The organism is Arthrobacter crystallopoietes (assembly GCF_017603825.1).
In the GTDB taxonomy this organism is placed as follows: domain Bacteria; phylum Actinomycetota; class Actinomycetes; order Actinomycetales; family Micrococcaceae; genus Crystallibacter; species Crystallibacter crystallopoietes_B.
The window spans coordinates 3,205,633-3,227,336 of the sequence record NZ_CP072014.1; the positions used below are offsets into that span (position 1 = coordinate 3,205,633).

Consider the following 21,704-nt stretch of genomic DNA (forward strand, 5'->3'; position numbering starts at 1 on the left):
TGCTTGGCACCATGACTGAAGACCACCGATTCCTGGAGCGTGCCCGCCAGCTGGACGCAGCGGACCGGTTGGCGCCGTTCCGGGCCTGCTTTGTGGGGCACGACGACGACACGGTCCGCTCGTACCTGGACGGCAACTCTCTGGGACGCCCGCTCCAGGCCAGCGTGGAACGGGTCCAGGAACTGATGGTGCATCAGTGGGGCGGCCGTCTGATCCGCGGCTGGGACGAGACCTGGCTCCAGTTGCCGAAAAGCATCGGGGACGAACTGGGCCGGGTGGCACTGGGTGCTGCGCCGGGCCAGTGCATCGTCGCGGATTCCACCACGGTGCTCTTGTACAAGCTGGCCCGGGCAGCAATCCAGGCCCGCCCCGGACGCAACAGGATTATCATTGACCGCGATAATTTTCCGTCCGACAGATTCATTGTGGAGGGCATCGCGGACGAATGCGGACTCGAACTGGACTGGCTCGAGGCACCGCAGGATGGCGGCGTTGACGCCGAACTCGTCCGGTCGGTGGTAGGTCCGGACACGGCACTGGTGCTGCTCAGCCACGTGGCCTACCGGTCCGGGTATCTGGCCGACATGCCCGCCATTACCCAGGCAGTGCACGACGCCGGGGCCCTGGTCTTGTGGGATCTGTGCCATTCCGTTGGTGTCGTTCCGGTTGAGCTGGACGCCTGGGGCGTGGACCTCGCCGTCGGATGCAGTTACAAGTACCTCAACGGCGGTCCCGGCGCCCCGGCCTGGGCCTATGTCAGGGCCGAGCATCAGCATTTCCGCCAGCCGATCCAAGGGTGGATCGGCAGCGCCGAGCCCTTCGAGATGGGGCAGGGCTATGAGCCCGCCCCGGGCATCGGCCGGTTCGCCAGCGGAACGCCGCCGATCATCGGCATGACGGCCATCCAGGACATGGTGGACCTGATCGGCACCGCAGGAATCCAGAATGTCCGTGCCAAGTCCGTGGCCCTGACGGAATTTGCCGTCGAGGTGACGGAGGAGCTGCTGGCGGGCTACGGCGTCGTTATTTCCTCGCCCCGGGATCCAGCGCAGCGCGGCAGCCATATCACCATCGACCATCCTTCGTTCAAGAAGCTGGTGGGCAGGCTCTGGGACCAGGGAATCATTCCGGACTTCCGTGAACCCGACGGCCTGCGGCTGGGGCTGTCGCCCTTGTCCACCAGTTTCGAAGAGGTCTATGTCGGGGTGGCAGCGATCCAGGCGGAACTCGCGCTCGGCTGACCGCGGCTGCCAGCCGGCGGCCCGGCGGACAGGAGCGGAATGGCGGCGGCGCTACGCGAAGTGATCAACCGCATGCTGGTAGGAGTGGGCGGTTAAGGCAGCGGTCTGTTCCCAGCCGAAGGCAGCAGCATGGATCGCCGCACTGACCCCCAACCGGTGGCGGAAGTCCGGGTACTCGTGCAGCTCGCGCAGGGCCGAGGCCCAGTCCTGTGCCGCATGCCCGTCCACGAGCAGCCCGGTAACGCCGTGGCTGACCGCCGAGGGCAGGCCGCCGACGTTGGTGGCGACCACGGGCGTGCCGCAGGCCTGTGCCTCCAGCGCCACGAGGCCGAAAGACTCGCTGTAGGAGGGCACAGCCACCACGTCGGCGCTGCGGAAGTGTTCGGCCAGTTCCGCAGCACCTACCGGCGGCAGCAGCCGGACCGTCTCCTCCAGGCCCAGCTGGTGGACCAGCGGTTCCAGTTCCAGTTTGCTTGCACCGCTGGCTTCACCGATGACGGTGATCTGCAGGCGTATATCCGGGCAAAGCTCCTTGAGCCGGGCCGCCGCGTTGACCAATACGTGTGGTCCCTTCAGGGCCTGGATCCGCCCGGCGAAGCAAATGTGGAAAACGTCCGGGGCGATACCTGCGCTGCGCCGCGCCTCGTCCCGGCCTTCCGGCGTGAAGTTCGACAGATCCACCCCGGGCGGAACCACATCGATCTTGTCTCCGGCGGTCCCGTACAGCTCCTTGAGCTCGCCGGCCTCGGTGAGCGTGTTGGCGATGAGGCGGGCCGCCCCGTCAGCGACGTCCTGTTCACCGGTTATCCTGATTTGCGGCTCCGGGGATTCGCCGGACTGCAAGTGTCGGTTCTTGACCTTGGCCAAGGTGTGCATCGAATGCACCAAGGGCACCCGCCAATCGCGCTGCAGCTGAAGCCCCACGGCGCCGGAGAGCCAGTAGTGGGAATGGATGACATCGTAGGCGCCGGTGTTGTCGGCGGAGGTGAACCTGCGCAGTTCTGCCTCCAGCCGCGGCAGCAGGCGGGGGAGTTCCTCCTTCGCCACGCTGTCCGCGGGGGCACCGGGCAGGTGGATGACGCGCGCCCCGGGCCGCGGATACTCGACCGGCTCCTGATCCTCCACCGTGGAGCGGGTGAAGACATCCACCTGGGCGCCCATCGCGATCAGTTCCCGGGAGACTGCCCGGACATAAACGTTCATGCCTCCCGCGTCACCGCCGCCGGGCACGGCCAGCGGCGAGGTATGGAGGGAAAGAACCGCAATTCGGCGCAGGGGGCGCATGGGCTTCCTTCCCTCAGTGCTGGCGGACGTAGCATCAACTTTAGTCGGTGCTGAACCTTCTGCCGTCCGCACGCGTCTGGATCAGTAAACGCATTCGCGTCGATGAAACGTCACAGCCTGCCGCGGCGACGAGAGCCATCGGAGTTAAGGGGGAACACCGTCATGGAGTACGAGGTCAATGGGCTGCCGATGCACGTTCTGTTGGTCCATGCCACGGTCATCGTGATTCCGGTTGCAGCGTTGTGCACCATTCTGAGCCTGGTCTGGCCAACCGCACGTCGAAGGCTTGGCATCGTGACCCCGCTGATCGCCCTTGCCGCCCTGGTGCTGGTACCGATCACGCAGCAGGCCGGGGAATGGCTGCTCACGCGGATCGATGTCACACCGCTCGTGCAGGAGCACCAACAGCTGGGCGAAATGATGCTGCCCTGGGTGATCGGTATCTTTGTGGCCGCCCTGGGCCAATGGCTGTGGTTCCGCTACGGCACGACGACGGCGGCCGGCATCCGCCGCAAGCTCGGCGCGGCGGGTACCCGGGTACTTGCTGCCCTGGCCGTGCTGGTGATTGCAGCCGTGTGCGTGGGGGCCACGGTCATGATTGTCCAGGTGGGCGAATCCGGGGCCCGGGCCGTCTGGCAGGGCAGTTACAGCGAGGGCTAGTGCATGGTAAACCGGCGGGCCACCATTGCGGCTGCGCCGGGGATAGCCAGGGCGGGCAGCAGCAGGCTGTTCCGGGCGTCCAGCACCGCTGGCCGAAGCGGCCGGCCAAGCGCCATATTCAGATGGGCCTGCCATCCAGCCGTGGCCGCAGCGGCGCGCCGGCTGCGGTCAAACATGCGCAATTGTTCACCGGTGTCCTGCCCTCGAAGCGCCGCGCAGATGATCGGCGCAAGCGCGGCAGCATCCAGCCACCCCAGGTTCATGCCCTGTCCGCCAATCGGGCTGATTTCATGGGCGGCGTCCCCGATCAGGGCAACGCGGCCGTGGACCATCCGGCGGACTCTCCGCGAGCGCACGGCGAACGAGCTGAGCATTGAGTTTGTGGCGACGTCCACGCTCCTACCGGTGCGCCCGGAGATCAGATCGGCCAGCCGATCCGGCTGCGGCCGAGGATCCAGAGCAGGGGTTCTGACCACCCAGCGGCGGATGCCGCCGGGCAGTGGAAAGGACTCGACGATGCCGTCCGGCTCCAGGTAGAGAACGGCGGTGGCTCCGTCGGAGGTAGTGTCTGCGAAGTCGCCCATCAGGTAGGTATCGGGATAGCACCGCCTTGCCACGGGAACCTGTAGAAGGTCCCTGATGGTGGAACGGGCGCCATCGGCCGCCACGGCCAGCCGGGCACAGACCTCCACCGGTCCCCGGTCGGCGGCGCCGCCGGCGTTGCCGGTTGTCCCTCCGCAGGTGCTGACTTCCAGCATGACCCGGCCCCCGCCGTCGTCAATCCTTTGGGCCGTCCTGCCGTAATGAACCCTGCCGCCGAGCGCGCGCAGCTGCTGCTCCAGGATCCGTTCCGTGATGACCTGGGGCACTGCGAGCACATACGGATGCGGTCCGGGCACGCACCCGAAGTCCAGAACAGCGATGTCGCGGCCGCTTCGGCGTGCCACTCCGTCCCTGATCCGTACACCGGAGGCAATCAGCTCTTCGGCCACCCCGGCTTTGGCCAGGATGGCGAGTGCGGGCGGGTGGATCCCGATCGCCCGCGAGTGAGCACTCCGCTGCCTGCGCTGCTCAAGAATAACGACGTCGAGGCCGCCCCGTCGGAGCAGAATCCCGAGCAGCAGCCCTACCGGCCCGGCGCCCACAATAGCGACGTCATGCATCGCTCTGCGGCCTATAGGTGAGCAGATGGTGGAAGGGCCTCTTGGTGCTGACCGTCCAGCGTGGCGGCGCGAGCTGTTGTAGTTCGCTGAAGGTGTAGCTGCGGCGGATGGAAGTCAGTCCGTCCCTGCGGATGTAGGAACCGGGGAAGAACGGCAGCGTCCCTACGGAAAAGAGCGCGTAGGCCAGCGGGCTGCGGCGAATATCGTTGTGCATGGCGGCGCGGCGGCACAACTGCTGCGAGTCAGACAGCAGGGCCGGCAGTTGGGCGGCATCCAGGTGGTGGAGTAGGTGGTTGGACGTCACCAGGTCGAAAGTGCGTCCCTGTGCCACCAATTCCGAACCGAGCGCGCGGCGGAACACCAGGTTTTCCACCTTAGGCCGGGAGAGGGCGAACGCGTGGGCCCGCTCATCCGGGTCAATCGCCGTGATCTCCAGCGGGATGCCGTCGCGGGCGGCCCACTTGGCGATGGCCCGCGGAATGTCGCCGCCCCCCGAGCCAATATCCAGCAAGGTGTTGGGACCGTCCGGTCTCAGCAACGGGCGCAGCTGCCGCCGGTAGACGCCTTGCCAACCCGACACTGCCCAGTTAATGAGCGGAAACTGCCGGTAGGTACGCGCCAGCTTCCGCTCGTCGCAGTCAGGCCGATCCATCTCCTCGACGGCATCGACCGCCCGCTCGGCCAGAAAACCCACTGCTGCTGCCCGCCGTGCCTAGACAATTGCCGGCGCGCTGGCCGCTGCCCGCGACCTCGTGAGCGTCGGCGCGCCGCTCTTGGTGAACAGGCCGGTCTCAACGGTGAGCCCGGGGCCGAAGGCCATCGAGCAGATCCGTTCGTCGTCTCCGGCGAACGGTGCGTCCATAATGTGCTTAAGCACGAACATCACGGTGGCACTGGACATATTGCCGTAGTCGCGCAAGGTCTCCCGGGCCGGGACCAGCTGGTCTTCGCGCAGCTGCAGTTTGGCTTCCACCTTGTCCAGGATGCTGCGTCCCCCGGGGTGGATGGCCCAATGCTGAATCGCCTCGTAGGGCCGGCCATTCACGGTGTCGTCGCGGGCCAGCAAGGGTTCCAGCGCCCCGACGATATGCTCGTCGATGATGTGCGGCACATAGGTGCCCAGCACCATCTCGAAGCCCTCATCGCCAATGTTCCAAGCCATGGATTCCTCGCCGACAGGGGTCAGCACCGTCTCGAAATGATCGAGCACAATACCAGGGGACGACGACGGCAGGTCCCGGGCGGTGACAACCGCCGCGGCGGCGCCGTCGGCGAACAGGGACGAACCCATGATGGTGTCGGGGTCATTGGAAGTGCGTACGTGCAGCGTGCACAGTTCCGCAGTCACCACGAGGACAACCGCGTCCGGATCGGCCTCGCAGAATGATTTCGCGGCGCGCAGAGCAGGAAAAGCGGCGTAACAGCCCATGAAGCCCAGATGGTAGCGCTGGACGGCGGGGCTGAGCCCGAGCGCCCGCACCACCTTGTAGTCCGGTCCGGGGTTGAAAAACCCCGTGCAGGAAACCGTAATTACGTGGGTCACGTCGCCAGCAGTGATCTCCGGGCAGGCGGCCAGGGCTTTGGACGCTGCCTCGATGAACAGCGGAGTGGCTGCATCAGCAAACTTGTCGTTGCGGACCTTCGTACTGGGGCTCAGGATGAGCCGGCTCTCCGGATCGAAAAAGACCGGTGTCTCCGAGCGCCGCTCCAGCGTCAGTTCTTCTACCGCCGTGTAGCGCCTCTCGATACCTGAGTAGTCAAAGGATGTGCCCACCAGCCTCTGGCCCAGCCGGGTCAGGCCCGGCTGGGCGGCGAAGACGTCGCGCACCTGGGACTGGACCAGAATGGTCTCGGGAACGGCGGTTTCAAGGGACCTCATGGTGACCGGCATAGTTCCTTCATAGAGGAGGCCGGTCAGGAAAACAATGGCTTGAAGCCGATCAGCCACCCGCAGGCCGGCGACGCTGTTGGTACGGTCCCCGCTGGTCCAACTGGGCGTGACCCCGCAGCCCATGGCGCCAATCACACCTTCAGCAAGCTCCTTGTCACCCTCGGGTATCGGTCATACGGTGGAGGAAACGCCACGAACTGAACAACCGCCGGCATGGGTAACGGAACCAACTGCCAGGGATGGGAAGTGCAATGACTACCAACCGGAACCGCTGGGAGCGCTATGCCGACCGGCAGGACGCCGGCAGAACGCTCGCCTCGGAACTGGACTCCTATAGTGGCCGCCCGGATGTTCTGGTACTCGGTTTGCCTCGGGGCGGCGTCCCCGTAGCCGCTGTCATCGCCGAAAGCCTCAAGGCGCCGCTGGACGTAGTCCTGGTCCGCAAGATCGGCGTTCCGGGTCATCAGGAGGTGGCCATGGGAGCGATGGCTTCGGCGGCCGGTTCCATTGATACCGTGCGCAATGAAGACGTGCTGGCCAAGTTCGCCAAACGCTACGGCGACTCCAGTGCGTTTGACCAAGTTGCTGCAAAGGAGCGCATGGAACTGGACCGCAGGGAGCGGGTTTACCGCGCGGGCAGGCCACCGCTGGATGTTGCCGGCCTCACGCTGATCGTGGTGGACGACGGACTGGCTACCGGTGCCACCATGCGGGCGGCGATCACCGTTCTGCGGAAACTATCGCCGGCGCGAATCGTGGCTGCCGTTCCGGTTGGCCTCAGCGGTACCTGTAGGGATGTGGGCCGCATCGCCGATGAGGTGGTGTGCCCTTGGAATCCGCAGGATCTGGTCGCCGTCGGCCAAGCCTATGACCGTTTTGACCAGGTGGATGACGCCGAAGTCATCAACCTGCTCGCGCAAAACCAGCGGCCGGCGCAAGCCGGCTGAGCAGATCGTTGGGGGGAACCATAGACCGCGGCGGGCAACCTCGCCCGCCAACGGAGAAGGGACGGCACAATGACAGCCAAGAATGTATTCGTACTTGCACTGACTGATGTTCAGCGGGGGGAACTGGAAACTGTCAACGGTGCCGAAAACTACGTATTCCGCAACCTGCTCGACTACGAGAGCGTGGTAAACACCCCGGAAATCGATTTCGAGGGACTGCTGGCCAAGGCGCGGAGCGAATTGCAGGAATTCGATGGGCCTGTAGATGCCATCGTGACGCACTGGGATTTCCCGGCCAGCGTGATCGGGCCGTTGCTGGCGAAGGAAAACGGACTGCCTGCACCCTCGCTGGAGAGCCTGCTTAAGTGCGAGCACAAGTACTGGAGCCGGCTCGAGCAAAAAGCCTCGATACCCGAATGCGTACCGCAATTCGCCTCTTTTGACCCGTTCGACGATGACGCTCTGTCGAAGATCGACATCGAGTACCCGTTCTGGGTCAAGCCCGTGAAGTCCCACTCCTCAAACCTCGGCTTCGAGATCCAGAACGAGGAGCAGTTCAACGAAGCGGTCCAGGAAATCCGCGACCAGATAGAACAGATTGGGGACGCGTTCAACGACGTACTCGCCATGGTCGACCTGCCGCCGGAGCTAAGGAACGCGGACGGCAACACCTGTCTGGCTGAGGGGTTCATTTCCGGCACCCAGGCCGCCCCTGAGGGAACGATGTTCGGCGGAAAATTCCAGGTCCATGGTGTTTTCGACATGCACAAAGACGAAGCCGGAACGAGCTTCGAACGCCTTGATTATCCTGCCAACAGCGTCCCGGAAAGCGTGCAGCAGCGCATGATTGACCTCACCGAGCGCTACATGCACCATGTCGGTTTTGACAACGGCTGCTTCAATGCCGAATTCATGTGGGACGAAGCCGAGGACAAGCTTTGGCTCGTGGAAGTCAACACGCGTATCTCACAGTCCCACAGTGACCTCTTTGCGAAGGTGGACGGAGTCTCCAATCACGAAGTAGCTATTGACATTGCGCTGGATCGCGAGCCGAAGATGCCGTACCGGAAGGGGAACTTTGCCGTCGCATCACAGTGCATGATCTTCCACGACGAGGATGCCGTAGTTACACGCGTACCCAGCGCCGAAGATAAGGCCGCCATCCGGGAACGCTATCCGGAAACTACCGTGACACTTCAGGTCAAGGAAGGGGAGAAGCTCTCGGAACTGCCGGGCCAGGACAGCTACCGCTACATCTTGGGCAAGCTCTACATCGGTGCGGACAACCGTGATCAGTTGGTGGAACGGTACAACGCCATCCTGTCCGAGTTGCCGTTTGAGTTTGCGCCGGTAGATCAGCCTGTCAACCAGGAGGGAGCTGCATGAAGACCATCACCGAATTTCCCCACGAAGTCCGGGTCATCGAAAACACCTTCATTCCCATGCGCGACGGCGCCCAGCTAGCGGCCCGGATTTGGCTGCCGGTGGACGCCGAGGAGCTTCCCGTTCCCGCCGTGCTGGAATACCTGCCGTACCGTAAGCGGGACAGCACGCGTGGCCGCGACGCCATGAACCACCCCTACATTGCCGGCCACGGTTACGTCGCGGTCCGCGTGGATATGCGCGGTAGCGGCGACTCCGACGGCGTCATCGTAGATGAATACCGGCCACAGGAACACGAGGACGCTGAGGACGTCATCGCCTGGCTCGCGGAACAGCAGTGGTGCGACGGCAACGTAGGCATGATGGGCATTTCGTGGGGTGGTTTCAACAGCCTGCAGATTGCCGCCCGCAGACCACCGGCGTTGAAAGCCATCATCAGTGCCTCGGCGACCGATGACCTGTATGTGGACAACATGCACTACATGGGCGGCTGTCTGCTGGCGGACAACTTGTCGGAGGCCACCGTCATGTTCGCCTTCAACTCGCTGCCGCCGGATCCCGCCATAGTGGGGGACCGCTGGCGCGACATGTGGCACGAACGCCTTGCCGGCAGCGGGCTTTGGCTTGAAACCTGGCTCGAACACCAGCGCCGCGACGATTACTGGAAACCTGCCTCGGTCTGCGAAGACTACAGCGATATCCAGGTCCCGGTGATGGCGGTAGGCGGTTGGGCCGACGGCTACACGAACGCCATCTTCCGCTTGATGGAGAACCTGGAGGTGCCGCGCAAGGGCCTGATCGGTCCGTGGGGACACAAATATCCCCATACCGGCGTTCCCGGCCCGGCCATCGGCTTCCTCCAGGAAGTAGTGCGGTGGTGGGACCATTGGCTCAAGGGCAAGGACACCGGCCTGATGGAAGAGCCGATGCTGCGTGCCTGGATGCAGGACAGCATCTCTCCCGAGCCGTCCTACGCAGACCGTCCCGGCCGCTGGGTCGCCGAGGACAGCTGGCCCTCGCCGGCCATCGAACACCGCCGCTACCATCTGCGCCGCCATGGCATCGAGCAAGGTGACGCCAGGGACGAACCGGGCCATGACGTCACGCTGCAATCGCCCTTGAGCGTGGGTATGTTCGCCGGCAAATGGGCCTCGTACGCCGCCACCCCTGATCTTCCGTTCGACCAGCGCGAGGAAGACGGTGGAGCACTCGTCTACGAGACGGATCCCCTGCAGGAAACGATGGAGATCTTCGGGCTGCCCTCGGTCAGCTTCGAAGTCTCCGCTGACAAGCCGGTCGCGATGCTTGCGGTACGGCTGTCCGACGTGGCGCCGAACGGCGAAGCCACCCGGTTCACCTATGGCCTGCTCAACCTGACCCACCGCGACGGCAGTGAGAACCCGCAGCCGCTGGAACCGGGACGCAAATACCGCGTGGAGATCGACCTAAACGGTATCGCCCAGACGATCCCTGCCGGCCACCGGCTCCGGCTGTCTGTATCCACGTCCTACTGGCCCTTGGCCTGGCCGTCGCCGGAGGCAGCCATGGTGACGCTGACGACCGGCGCAAGCACGCTCACCCTGCCGGTCCGCCCCCCGCGGCCGGAGGACGCCGCCCTCCGGGAATTCGGCGAGCCCGAAGCGGCGCCGGACTTGGAAATTACGCCGTTGACGCCAGGCGAGCACCACTGGCGGGTCTCCCGCGATCTCGTCACGAATGTGTCGACGTTGGAAGTGGCCAACGACCAAGGCAGCTTCCGGATCGACGAAACGGACACCATAGTTCGGCGCAGCACCAATGAGTGGTACAGCTTCCGCTGGAACGAGGTCAATTCCGTACGCGGCGAAACCCGGACGGTCCGGCGCTTCGAGCGCGACGACTGGAGGGTGGAAATAGTGACCCGGACGGTGTTGACGTCAACACCGACGGACTTCCACATCAGCGCACAGCTTGACGCCTATGAACTCGACAGCCAGCGCGGCGATCCCCGGGTCTACTCGGAGAACTGGCAGCGCGCTATCCCCAGAGACCTGGTTTAGGACGACGAAGGGCAGGATCATGAGCAATATGGAGAAGCAGGAAAGCAATGTTCCGAATGTGGAGCCGGCGGTGCAAGAGGACCGGTCCTCGCAGGAGAAAGCTGACGGGGTGAACCCCGATCCGGAGACGGAGAACATCACCGGTCTGGAACCGGGCGGTGGGGTCCCGCCGGGAGAAACTCCACCAGCAGAGGACCAGATGAGTTCGGACCAAGGCCATGAGGAGTAGCAGGCAATGAAAAACAAACTTATATTGGGAGCCGGGCTCGCAGTCGGGTTCGTCCTCGGCTCACGAGCGGGCCGTGGCAGTTACGAGCAGCTGAGGGACGCCGCACAGGAGTTGTGGACCAGCAACATTTCCAGGAACACACGCCAAAATGATCCAGTGCGGAACGGGTCGTCAACGAGCTCGCGGGCAGGACGCCGCGCGTCGTCCGGTAATGCGTGGAACAGCAACGCCGGTGCTTCTTCGGCGCGAACCGGTGTTGCCGGCTCCGGCGCCGCGGATGCCGGAGCTGCTGCAGCGGGGCGGCCGGAAACAATGCGGGATGTCTCATCCGACCCTGCGATGGATGACCGTCCGGGCGGAGAGTGGGCAGGCGAAGGCGGTGCGCTCCCGGACGGCCCTGCCACCGGCACAGATCCCGAGGAGAATCTAGGCCACTCCTGAGCGGCTGATGCCGGCACACTGGCCGGAACGCTGCGGCCGGGCAGCCCGTCGGCTGCCCGGCCGCAGGCTGTCAGGAGTAGAGCAGCTGACAGTATCGGGCGGACGGCCGAGGTATCAGCCAGCTTCCCTATGCTCCGTCAGATCGGGCCCCTGCTGCATGTCCGGCTGCCGCTGTACCGGCGACGGCAGATCGGGCAATCCGGCCAGGTGAATATGGCCTACTTTGAGCCGGCCACCGCGGAAGTTGCCCGCCGGAACGGCCAGCGCCACCACAAAGCGGGCGTCGTCGTCGTCCCTTGACGTAATGGTCAGGCTCCTGGTTCCGGCGGGAACCGACGGCGTAAAGACCTGCAGGTGGCGGGAACCGATGCTTGCGCTGCTTTCCAGCGAATACTCGGTGCCGAAGTGGTCCTGAACGGCAATCCTTGGCTGCGGAGGCTGCGAACCGTTGGCGGGCGGCAGTTGCATGTTGACCACGATGCCGGTGCTCCAGATCTCTACGCACAGCACGGTGAATTCCGTGACCGCGGTCTGGTGCCGGCCGAACTTCTGGGGCAGCAATACGTACTGAAGGGAGCCGCCGGGTATCGGGTCTTTCATCGTGTGTCCTTCCTGCAGGCCCCGCAGAAACTAATTGACTAGAGCATTCCATTTTAGTAAGGCGGCTGCCCGTTTGTCAGCAAATATGGGCGAACGATACTGCTCCACCTCGACAAGGCCATGGCGCGGTGCTAGACAGAGGGGCAGTCGCCGGAACCGGACAGAGGACCCTTGCGCTCAGCCGATACCGCCGTTTCCGCGGCAGGAGAGGAATGAACCGACCGTGACCGAGACTTTTGACCAGTTCAAACCCAAACCGGACCCGAACTGGTGGCGGCAGGCGGCCGTCTACCAGATCTACCCGCGAAGCTTTGCCGACGCAGATGGCGACGGCCTGGGTGACATCCGCGGCATCACCGCCAAAATTCCCTATCTGGCGGCACTGGGCATCGACGCCGTATGGCTCAGCCCGTTCTACCCGTCGCCGCTGGCTGACGGCGGCTATGACGTGGCCGACTACCGGGATGTGGATCCACGTCTGGGTACGCTGGAGGACTTTGATGAAATGGTTGCGGGGCTGCATTCCGCAGAGATCAAGCTCATCGCGGACATCGTACCGAACCATTCCTCCGACCAGCACGAATGGTTCCAGCAGGCGCTGGCCGCCGGAAAGGGTTCACCCGAGCGGGAGCGGTATATTTTCCGCGATGGTCTGGGTAACGACGGCGGAAAGCCGCCCTCGGACTGGGTGTCCCACTTCGGCGGCAGCGCCTGGACCCGGATCACCGAGCCTTCCGGCGAGCCCGGCCAGTGGTATCTGCATCTCTTCGCCAAGGAACAGCCGGACTGGAACTGGGAGAATCCGGAAATCCGCGAAGACTTCCTGAAAACGCTCCGGTTCTGGTCGGACCGCGGAGTGGATGGCTTCCGGGTGGACGTGGCCCATGCACTAGCCAAGGACATGAGCGAACCACTCCGCAGCAAACCGAGCGTGGCGGACGAACTCACCCCGGTGGACGGCAAGGATCCGCTCTTCGACCGGGACGAGGTCCACAACATCTATGCCGAATGGCGCAAGGTCTTCAACGAGTATGACCCGCCCCGAACCGCCGTGGCGGAGGCCTGGGTTCCCGCGTCCCGACGGATGGCGTATGCAAGTCCTGAAGGTCTGGGCCAGGCCTTCAACTTTGATCTGCTGCGCGCAGACTGGGACGTGGACCAGTTCCGCTCCATCATCACCAACAACTTGTCCCAGGCGGAAGAATCAGGCGCGTCCTCAACCTGGGTATTCTCAAACCACGACGTCGTACGGCATCCCTCACGGTATGGGTTGCCGGCTGGTCTGGACTATGGCGCCTGGCTCATGGCGGACGGTTCCGAACCTGAGGTAGACCAGACTGCAGGACTCCGCCGCGCGCGTGCCGCTACCCTCCTGATGCTTGCCCTGCCGGGGTCGGCCTATCTCTACCAAGGCGAGGAACTGGGCCTGTTCGAGGTGCCGGATCTTCCAGTGGCCACCCTGCAGGATCCCATTTGGCAGCGAACCGGGCATCGGCGCAAGGGCCGGGACGGCTGTCGTATCCCGCTGCCCTGGACAACGGAAGGGAAATCTTTCGGATTCGGGACCAATGGAGCCCATTTGCCGCAACCGGACTGGTTCGGCGGCTTCTCCGTCCAAGCGCAGGACGGCGTTGCGGATTCCACCCTGGAGTTCTACCGGCATGCCCTGAAACTGCGGGGGCAACTGCAGAGCTACGAGGACTTGGAATGGATCAGCGGGACCGGCGAATCGGCGCTGCATTTCAGGCGCCCGGGCCAATGGGAGTCGATCACCAATTTTGGCCGCGAGCCGCTGGCCCTGCCACCCGGCACGGTGCTTATCAGCAGCGCGAAGCTGACGGCGGGTCAGCTGCCCCCGGATACGACGGCGTGGCTCGCCGGGTCGGCTCAGGGGGCCTGAATGCCGCCAAGGGGTTCAAATCCTCCACGGTCAGTGATAGACAGTAAGTATCCTTAGTAAACCCAACCGATCGGAAGTGATACGGATGCTGACAGCACGCGAAATCATGACAGGCGGCGCCGAGTGCATTGGCGAGAACGAAACCCTGGAACAGGCAGCGAAGAAGATGCTGGACCTGGACGTGGGTTCGCTGCCGATCTGCGGCGAAGACAACCGGCTCAAGGGCGTTGTCACCGACCGGGACATCGTGGTGAAATGCTTGGCCAAGGGCGGCGATCCGCGGAGTGTGAAGGCGGGGGAACTGGGCGAAGGCAAGCCGGTGACCATCGGCGCGGACGACAGCATCGAAGAGGCCATCAAGACCATGCAGGAGCACCAGGTCCGGCGGTTGCCCGTGATCGACGGCCACGACCTCGTGGGCATTCTCAGCCAGGCGGACGTCGCCCGCAATTACCCCGAGGACAGGGTCGGGGAACTCGTCGAATTCATCTCCTACTAGGCCGGCAGGAGGAAGCGGATGCCGCAGCGTCTCGTTGCCGATGCCATTGTCGAGCGACTCGAGGCGTGGGCGGTGCCGCGCGTCTTCGGCTATAGCGGCGACGGCATCAACAGTTTCATGGGTGCGCTCCGGCGGGCCGGCACAGTGGAATTCATCCAGGCCCGCCATGAGGAAAATGCGGCCTTCATGGCGGTGGGCCACGCGAAGTACAGCGGCGGCGTGGGCGTGGTGACCTCAACCCAGGGACCGGGCGCGATCCACCTGCTCAATGGCCTTTACGATGCGAAACTGGACAGCGTTCCCGTGGTGGCCATCATCGGGCAGCAATCGCGCAGTGTCCTCGGCTCCGGCTACATGCAGGAAGTCGATCTGCTGGACCTGACGAAGGACGTGGCCTCGGCATTCCGCGAGCAGGTCAACACGCCGGAGGCACTGCCGATGGTGCTTGACCGGGCGTTCAAAGCCGCGCTCGCAAACAGGGCGCCCGCCGTCGTTATTGTTCCCCATGACGTGCAGAAGATGCCGGCACCGGAACTGGAGCATAAGCACGGCATCATTGCCACGGCCCCGCGCTGGGAGCAGTCCGCTAGCTTACCGGTCGCCGACGACCTCAAATCGGCAGCGGACGTGCTCAACGCCGGCAGCAAGGTGGCGCTGCTCGTAGGGCAGGGCGCCCGGCACGCCTGGAAAGAGGTTGCGGCGGTGGCCGAACGCCTCGGTGCCGGCATCACTACGAGCCTGCTGGGCAAACCGTACGTGGACGAGTCACTGCCGATTGTTGCAGGCACCATGGGACATCTGGGTACCAGCGCCAGCGGCCAGGTGCTCGGCGGGTGCGACACCCTGCTGATCATCGGGTCCAATGACCCGTGGACCGAGTTCTACCCACCGCCAGGGGCGGCGCGAGCCGTCCAGATCGACACGGACTCAGGTGCCATCGGCAACCGGTACCCCGTGGAGGTACCGCTGCCCGGGGATGCATCCCGGACCCTGCAAGCCCTGCTGCCCCTGCTGGAGGACAAGCAGGATCTACCGTGGCGCGGCCAGGTGGAGCAGTGGGTCTCGCACTGGCATGAGCTTGCCGCCGAGCGCGCCATGACCAAGGCAGATCCGGTCAATCCGGAGCGGGTGCTGTTTGAGCTGAACAGCAGGTTCCCCGCAGATGGCCGGCTCGCCGTCGATGTTGGCAGCTCGGTCTACTGGTACGCCAGGCAGCTGAGGCTGCCACTCGGCGTACCGGCCCACTTATCCAGCACCTTGGCCAGCATGGGCTGTTCGGTGCCCTACGGCATCGCCGCCAAACTCGACCAGCCGGGAAGCCCGGTGCTGCTCGTCACCGGTGACGGCGCCATGCAAATGACAGGTATCGCTGAGCTCATTACCGTCAGCAGAATGTGGCAGACGTGGCAGGATCCGCGCTTCGTTATCTGCGTGTTGAATAACAGGGAACTGGCCGAAGTGACCTGGGAACAGCGCGAGATGGAGGGGGAGCCCCGCTACGAAGCCAGCCAGGCTTTGCCGGATTTCGATTACGCCGGCTATGCAAAACTGCTGGGACTCGGTGGCGAGCGGGTTGATGATCCGGAGCACGTTGGCGCCGCCTGGGATGCCGCGCTGGCAGCAGATAGGCCGTATCTAATCGAAGTGTTCACGGATCCGGAAACGCCGCTGCTTCCGCCGTTCCCCGCCGGAGAGCAGAAAGCCGGAACCATGCTCGAGGCCCTGGGACAAGAGACCGGTGATTCTGCGAACCGTGCCCAACTTCAGCTCCGGACCTACGTCGACCAGGAGAAATCGAACTTCTCCTGAGCGCGTCTAAACTGCCTCCGCATCCTGCCGGACGCAAGGTTCCAGGGTGTCGAGAATCCGCCGTACCGCGGTTGCCACACTTGAGGCAGGGCTAAGGGCCGCGGCGCCAGCCTCCCCATGGGTATCGATTTGGCTGAGCAGTTCATTCAAGGCCTGTTCCGCTTCCTCCCAGCGGTCATCGATCTCCGATCCGGATTCCCAGGCTTTCAGAACCTCGGCTGCGCCCCGGAGCGACTCACTGACAGGCTGCAGCAACTCAGTAGGCAGCTGATTCGACAAGGGCTCTGTTCCGCCTGCACTGACGCCGGCAAGTACATCGGTAATGTCTTTAACGTAGAACGACACCGATTCCAAAGCCTGAAGGTCGCGGTAGTCCTGCGATAGATTTCGTCGATGCAGCTTGGCCCGCGGATTGCCTTTGCGGCTCTCATCCGCATGGTAAACCGCTTCCCTCACGTCGTGCCCGGCGGTGGAGAGCTCCTCATTGTAGCGCGACCATTTCTCCGCTTCCGGCGGCCATTCGTCGGTCAGCGCGTCAGCCATGCCTTCGAGGTGGCGTGCCAACATGGAGCGGAAGCGTGACAATTTCAAAATCGCTGCGTTAAAATTCAGCGGTGGCAGGATCACGGCATTGACCAGCAGCCCGCATCCCACGCCGACCGCCATTTGAACCGCGTAGCCAATGGAATAGGACTCAATGTCCTGCCCGCCGACGATCAGGACGAAAAGTGCCGCCATCGGAACGTAGTCTTTGCCGTGACCGAGCCAGCGAATCCCGGAGAACAGGACGGCAACGCCAACTACCGCCGAAATCGTGAGCAGGTTGGGTTCTGCGAACAGCACAATCAAGCCTGCCAGCAGGATCCCGAGTAACAGTCCGAGGAGGGTTTGCAGGCCGGCCTTGGCGGATCCCATCAGGGTGGGATACATGCTGACCAACGCGCCCAGCGGCGCATAATACGGATAGTCGTCGACCACGCCCGGCATGTAGCCAGCTACAAACCACGCCATTCCGACGGCGATGGCTGCCTTTATGGCCAGCATGAACCGCGGACCGCTCACACCGGCCCTGATCCAGGACAGGGCGCGCTGGACGGAATTGCGCGTTGGCTGCTCCAGGTTCATACGTTCATACTCACAGCATCGGCCAGCGATGCCAACTGCAGCTGGACCTGCTACTCCTCGGGCATCTTCTCTCCGGCCTCAATGAGCGCGTCGATCTGGTTGCCGCGGATGGGCCGCGGGCAGGTCCCGTACGGAGTAAAGGCGCTGGGATAGTTGATTGCGCGGTTGAAATCGATGATGACGCTGCCGTCCGGACGCGGCTTCGCGGTGGTGACCTTGCGCCAGTCGTAGGTGCTGGTGCCGTTGGTGAGGTCGTGGAAGTTCAGCGTCAAGCCGCCCAAAGTACCCGGCTCCGCAACCAGCCGGTGGCTGGCGCCACCTAGTTCGAAGCTGACTTCCCCTACTGCCGTCGCTGTGCTCTGCACCTGCGGATGCGATGTGGCGATAGGAACCTGGCGTTCGGCGTCGTACGCTGTGAAATGCCCTGTCACGACCAAGTCGGGATTGAAATCGAACGTAGGCACCCCGTTGAATCCAGTGTAGACGGGGGAGTCGAGGTCACGGGTGCGGATGGCATAGCGGTCTGCGCGCACCGCAAGTTCCACCACGATGTTGCCGAACCGCACCCAGTCCAGCGACTCCTCATTGGCCAGCCGGGCTGTCACGCTGCCGTCCACGGGCTCACCGGTCTCGGCAAAGACCAGGTTGTCCGCAGCAGTAGCGGTCAGCGTTGCAATTCCACCGGCCGAGGCGGAGTCGTTGGCGCTCCAAAGGCCGGGAAGCAGCTCAACGGTTGTCGGTTCCGCCCCGAGCCACTGCAGCGACGTGAGGGTCAGCCAGCCGAACTCAGCCGCCAGAGCTTCATGCCGGCTCTGCCGGTAACGGGCAAAACGAAGCTGCTCGCGGTCTACGGCGCTGGGTGCTCCGGCGCTGGTCATGGCGTTCCTCCTGTTGGACTATGTTGCCCTCGGTTTAACACGGCAGGCCGCCTAATCATTTCCGAACCTCCCCGTGGACTAACGCGAAGCGACAAATGTGGACATGCCGGCCTGCCCGAGGTCGGCGGTAGCACCGGCGAGAACCAGCACGACGTAGAGGCTGACCGGAATCAGCAGCAGCCACTCCCGCCAGGAACCTGCATTCCCAAGAATCGGCAAGGCAAAGTATCCGTTGGGACGCCAGATCCAGCGTAAAACGGGAACTCGCCGCCAAGCCCTGGGTGGTTTGACCCGCAGCGGCCAGGCCAAGTTCACTCCGCCTGTTGTCACCATGTCACCGAGGATGTGCATGACTACTCCGATGCCCATAGCCAGCGGAAACCAGTTCTGTTGTTCCGGGGCAAAAATGGTGATGAATGCAGCCACGAAGATTCCAACCGCCCAAGGGGTCTTTTTCAGCCGGTCGGGTATGAATCTGAGGGCCTTGGCGGCGAAGGCGACCAGCAGGATGCAGAGGACGCCGGCGGCCGGGTAAATGGTTCCAAACCGCCCTGTCTCCCATGTCACCAATCCCGCCATCCAAGCAATTAGGACGAAGACGCACATCCCGATGATGGAATGGGTTCCCTTGCGGTGGCCGCCCGCCAGCGTACCTACGCCGGCGCAAACTGCATTGGACACGGGCGGAAGCGAATGGGCAATGGTGGCCCGGTGATGGTCCGCATCCGGAACCAAGGCGGCCCCGGCCGTGACGAAGGCGCCGGAGATGATGCCAATGGGTCCCACATCCAGCAGACCCATGCCTAACAGTACGGAATGGTTGCCGAGACCCAGAGGCTCAGCCAAGGGACCGAGAGAAAGTTCAAATTGGGTGGTGAGCGCTACCCAGGCGGCGGCTCCACTGGCGGCATGATGGGCTCCCAGCATAGTGAAGGGGTTCCTTTCAATAACTGGTTCCGCCGCCGAAAATGCGGTTTATCGTTCCAGTGGATTCAGTGAATTCTATCGACTCTTACCGTGGCATATCGCACTGACAGAATCTGGAAACTGCTTGCGCACTAGCCCGGAAGAGACAGAAACGATATGGTAAGCATGCTGATCAATCGCAGGCCTCTACGGTCTTTTCCAATCAAAAGGAGACGCAATGAGCACGAAGGTCGAGAAGCAGGTCATGGTTAACGTGCCGGTGAGCACTGTTTATAACCAGTGGACCCAGTTCGAGGAATTTCCTCACTTTATGGGCGGCGTCAAGAGCGTAAAGCAGCTCGGCGATAACCGACTTGAGTGGGTTGCCGAGCTCGGTGGAGTCCGCCGGCAATGGGAAGCAAGGATCGTTGAGCAGGTGCCGGACCAGAAGATCGCCTGGGCAGCAACCGAAGGCGCCACGAACGCCGGAGCGGTGTCCTTCGAGGACGTAGGTGGCGGCCAGACGTCGGTACGCCTGACGCTCGAATACGAGCCCGAGGGTATGGTCGAGAAGGTTGGCGATAAGCTCAACGTTGTGGAGAAGCAGGCCGAAGCGGACCTCCAAAAGTTCAAGGAGTTCATCGAGGCTGAAGGCTATGCCACTGGTGCGTGGCGCGGCTCCATCAATGAAGGCGCGGCAACAGGAACGCCCGGCGTCGAGGATGCCAGCGCATCGCGCGGCGACAGCGGAAAGGCCGGCGTGTCCGGCAAGGTTGCAGCCGCCGGGGTTGGTGTAGCGGCAGCGGCCGCAGCAGGCCTGGCTGCCGCTAAGAAGGACAGTGCCGATAAAGACGTGACAATCACGCCTGTGGTGGAGCCGGTACCGGCAACGCCCGTGGTGGAGACTGCGCCGGTCGTCACCGAGCCGGTTGTAGACACCGGTGCGGCTCTCACCCCGGAAGAGATTGCCGCAAAGTCCGACCGTGTGCGGAAAGACATCGAGGACGACGGCAGGAACCGGGGCGCCGGAATCTAACGTGCCACGACAAAGAACGACGGCGGCCTCCCGCCGTCGTTCTTTGTGGCCGCGTTGGACGGCCCGTGGTGCAGTCCGCGCATCTTGAGCCAATCTTGAGCTAAAGCAGGGCACAGCGTTGAGATTGCTCCGCCATGCTTGAAGCAGCAGATGGCGAGAGCTGAAGCCGGAGTCCGAATACTGGGGAGTACACGGATCCTCAAGGCCAGCTCGTCTCAGCTCATCCGGTGCGGGGCACGGGCAGGCCTTTGGGGAGGCTGCCCGCCCCGGCATTCGGGCCGGGAGAGGCCGGGGCACATAGCGGCGGGCCTGTTATTACTTTGACGATGCCGTTTCCGCGGCTCAAGGACTGCGCCGTGGCGCGGGCTGCAGAATCCTGTCGAAAGCTTTTGCTGATTTCATGGATGAAACAGTTGCCAGGGGTGACAATGGAGTCGTCGGTAGCGAATGAACGGAGGAAGCAACATGCGCGGAAGCAACCTTGTCTGGACGATCGTTGGCATATTGTTGGCCATTGCCCTGATTATCTGGATCGTTTCTGTCATCTAGCGCGCAGCGGAGACCTAGCCGTATGGCGTGGCCACCACTGCGTTCCAGTTGCGGAACCATAGGAGCCTCGGCAAGGGCGGGCCGAGGCTTTTCCGTGACTGCCTTCCACGGAAGCTTCCCCTGAAGTGGTTGCGCGCAAATCCCTCGTTCAGCTTTCATCCGACAAGCAGCGGGGCCAAACAGTATGGACGGATGCCGCAGGCACTCTCGCGGGCATCTTGAGCAAATCTTGTGTTAACAGTGCGTGAGCATTGAGCTTGCCCCGTCACTCTAGAACCAGCAGATGGCGAGAGCTGAAGCCGGAGTCCAGCTACTGGGGAGTGCATGGACATTCGCGGGCGGCTCGTCTCGGCTCATCCGGTGCGGGGCACGGGCAGGTCTTTGGGGAGACCGCCCGCCCCGGCACCCGCCTCAGGGCAATGGGGGCATGGAGCGTAACGTCGTGTACATGCGATGCCCAAGTCGGGCCTCGGCAAGCCAAATCCTCCACGCAATTTCGGTGTGTTGCCGCGATGACCGGTTCCCGGCCCGGTCGCAATCGGCCGTCCCTCCGCTGCTCGACCACTTCAGATTATGGAGAAGAGCCCCCGCGGTGCGAAGAGGCGCGAGGCCGACGGAATTTGCGGAAGCTGTAGGTCATTAGGGCAAGGGCGACCACCCCGGAGACGATCAAGGTCGATCCCACGAACCAACTTCCCGGAAGCCACCAACGGTCACCGAATATCCACCAATCCGGCATCGGCGGTCGAACGCCCCACAAGATTCCTGCGGCAATAGCCGCGAGTCCGCCCAAAGCGCTGGCCACGATGCGCGGCCACGTCTGCACCTCCTTCTCGACTATTTTGAGCGCCTCGACCTTGATCGGCACGAGCAGGCGCTTGGCCCAGGCGTATCGCAGAGACAGGACCACCAAGCCGCCGGCGAGGGCAAGCAGACCTGGGCCGGGCAGAACGAGTGCAGCGAGTCCGACGGCGATGAGACCCCAGCCGAGCAGTTCGATTCCCGTTCGACAAAGACAAGACGGAATGGCGTCGGTCCTCCCCATGGCACATGCTCCCACAGCAATGTCGTTGGCTAAATGGCGGTCCTTGGACGGTGCGCCACTCTGGGGACCCGCTTGGCTC

Annotated in this window: 20 protein-coding genes; 11 read left to right on the forward strand and 9 right to left on the reverse strand. The window is 63.6% G+C overall.

What is annotated here, in order from left to right:
• Positions 1-11: 11 nt before the first annotated feature.
• Positions 12-1,241: a kynureninase gene (gene kynU / locus J5251_RS14670; RefSeq protein ID WP_208574421.1), complete on the forward strand. Its 1,230-nt coding sequence runs from the start codon at positions 12-14 to the stop codon at positions 1,239-1,241.
• Positions 1,242-1,292: 51 nt separating this feature from the next.
• Here the strand turns inward: kynU and mshA are convergent, their stop codons facing one another.
• Positions 1,293-2,525, reverse strand: a complete 1,233-nt coding sequence (gene mshA, locus J5251_RS14675) for a D-inositol-3-phosphate glycosyltransferase (RefSeq protein WP_139003565.1) — start codon at positions 2,523-2,525, stop codon at positions 1,293-1,295.
• 162 nt (positions 2,526-2,687) lie between these two features.
• On the opposite strand from mshA, the gene J5251_RS14680 reads away from it, so the two are divergent.
• Positions 2,688-3,185 (forward strand): DUF2231 domain-containing protein, encoded by a 498-nt coding sequence (locus tag J5251_RS14680; protein WP_208574422.1) that lies wholly within the window; start codon positions 2,688-2,690, stop codon positions 3,183-3,185.
• Here J5251_RS14680 and J5251_RS14685 read toward each other — a convergent pair.
• From J5251_RS14685 to J5251_RS14695, 3 genes are read right to left on the reverse strand one after another with little or no spacing between them, the layout of a single operon-like run.
• On the reverse strand, positions 3,182-4,348 hold the full coding sequence (locus J5251_RS14685) for an FAD-dependent oxidoreductase (RefSeq protein WP_208574423.1): 1,167 nt from the start codon (positions 4,346-4,348) through the stop codon (positions 3,182-3,184). The two genes, J5251_RS14680 and J5251_RS14685, sit on opposite strands and share 4 nt — an antisense overlap.
• Entirely contained in the window at positions 4,341-5,042 is a 702-nt protein-coding gene (locus tag J5251_RS14690; protein ID WP_208574424.1) for a class I SAM-dependent methyltransferase, read from the reverse strand. The genes J5251_RS14685 and J5251_RS14690 overlap by 8 nt, the downstream gene beginning before the upstream one ends.
• 18 nt (positions 5,043-5,060) lie before the next feature.
• Entirely contained in the window at positions 5,061-6,239 is a 1,179-nt protein-coding gene (locus J5251_RS14695; protein WP_208576184.1) for a type III polyketide synthase, read from the reverse strand.
• A gap of 251 nt (positions 6,240-6,490) precedes the next feature.
• Between J5251_RS14695 and J5251_RS14700 the strand changes: the two genes are divergently transcribed.
• The 5 genes from J5251_RS14700 to J5251_RS14720 all read left to right on the forward strand — a co-directional run bounded on the left by J5251_RS14700 (position 6,491) and on the right by J5251_RS14720 (position 11,278).
• Complete coding sequence (locus J5251_RS14700; protein ID WP_208574426.1) at positions 6,491-7,186, forward strand: phosphoribosyltransferase; 696 nt, start codon at positions 6,491-6,493, stop codon at positions 7,184-7,186.
• Positions 7,187-7,255: 69 nt separating this feature from the next.
• Entirely contained in the window at positions 7,256-8,572 is a 1,317-nt protein-coding gene (locus tag J5251_RS14705; RefSeq protein WP_208574428.1) for an ATP-grasp domain-containing protein, read from the forward strand.
• A complete protein-coding gene (locus J5251_RS14710; protein WP_208574430.1) occupies positions 8,569-10,608 on the forward strand; it encodes a CocE/NonD family hydrolase in 2,040 nt (679 codons plus the stop codon). Before J5251_RS14705 ends, J5251_RS14710 begins: the two co-directional genes overlap by 4 nt.
• A 28-nt stretch (positions 10,609-10,636) precedes the next feature.
• Positions 10,637-10,837 (forward strand): DUF6480 family protein, encoded by a 201-nt coding sequence (locus J5251_RS14715; protein ID WP_431188531.1) that lies wholly within the window; start codon positions 10,637-10,639, stop codon positions 10,835-10,837.
• 6 nt (positions 10,838-10,843) lie between these two features.
• Positions 10,844-11,278 (forward strand): hypothetical protein, encoded by a 435-nt coding sequence (locus tag J5251_RS14720; protein WP_208574432.1) that lies wholly within the window; start codon positions 10,844-10,846, stop codon positions 11,276-11,278.
• A gap of 114 nt (positions 11,279-11,392) precedes the next feature.
• On the opposite strand, the gene J5251_RS14725 is transcribed toward J5251_RS14720, so the two are convergent.
• The gene (locus J5251_RS14725; RefSeq protein ID WP_208574434.1) at positions 11,393-11,878 is read right to left on the reverse strand and encodes a hypothetical protein; all 486 of its coding nucleotides are present in this window, start codon (positions 11,876-11,878) and stop codon (positions 11,393-11,395) included.
• 223 nt (positions 11,879-12,101) lie between these two features.
• Here J5251_RS14725 and J5251_RS14730 point away from each other — a divergent pair, with 223 nt between their 5' ends.
• The 3 genes from J5251_RS14730 to J5251_RS14740 all read left to right on the forward strand — a co-directional run bounded on the left by J5251_RS14730 (position 12,102) and on the right by J5251_RS14740 (position 16,086).
• A complete protein-coding gene (locus J5251_RS14730) occupies positions 12,102-13,778 on the forward strand; it encodes a glycoside hydrolase family 13 protein (protein WP_244250682.1) in 1,677 nt (558 codons plus the stop codon).
• 85 nt (positions 13,779-13,863) lie between these two features.
• Entirely contained in the window at positions 13,864-14,277 is a 414-nt protein-coding gene (locus J5251_RS14735; protein ID WP_074702400.1) for a CBS domain-containing protein, read from the forward strand.
• Positions 14,278-14,295: 18 nt separating this feature from the next.
• Positions 14,296-16,086 (forward strand): thiamine pyrophosphate-requiring protein, encoded by a 1,791-nt coding sequence (locus J5251_RS14740; protein ID WP_208574436.1) that lies wholly within the window; start codon positions 14,296-14,298, stop codon positions 16,084-16,086.
• 6 nt (positions 16,087-16,092) lie between these two features.
• Here the strand turns inward: J5251_RS14740 and J5251_RS14745 are convergent, their stop codons facing one another.
• From J5251_RS14745 to J5251_RS14755, 3 genes are all read right to left on the reverse strand, one after another.
• Positions 16,093-17,211: an FUSC family protein gene (locus J5251_RS14745; RefSeq protein WP_208574437.1), complete on the reverse strand. Its 1,119-nt coding sequence runs from the start codon at positions 17,209-17,211 to the stop codon at positions 16,093-16,095.
• A 50-nt stretch (positions 17,212-17,261) separates the two neighbouring features.
• A complete protein-coding gene (locus tag J5251_RS14750; RefSeq protein WP_208574438.1) occupies positions 17,262-18,089 on the reverse strand; it encodes a DUF1684 domain-containing protein in 828 nt (275 codons plus the stop codon).
• Positions 18,090-18,167: 78 nt separating this feature from the next.
• On the reverse strand, positions 18,168-19,016 hold the full coding sequence (locus J5251_RS14755) for a metal-dependent hydrolase (RefSeq protein ID WP_208574439.1): 849 nt from the start codon (positions 19,014-19,016) through the stop codon (positions 18,168-18,170).
• Positions 19,017-19,233: 217 nt separating this feature from the next.
• Here J5251_RS14755 and J5251_RS14760 point away from each other — a divergent pair, with 217 nt between their 5' ends.
• Complete coding sequence (locus J5251_RS14760) at positions 19,234-20,031, forward strand: SRPBCC family protein (RefSeq protein ID WP_139003551.1); 798 nt, start codon at positions 19,234-19,236, stop codon at positions 20,029-20,031.
• 1,120 nt (positions 20,032-21,151) lie between these two features.
• Here the strand turns inward: J5251_RS14760 and J5251_RS14765 are convergent.
• Positions 21,152-21,625 carry a PGPGW domain-containing protein gene (locus J5251_RS14765; protein ID WP_208574440.1) on the reverse strand — a complete coding sequence of 158 codons (474 nt, stop codon included), beginning with the start codon at positions 21,623-21,625 and terminating at the stop codon, positions 21,152-21,154.
• Positions 21,626-21,704: the final 79 nt, after the last annotated feature.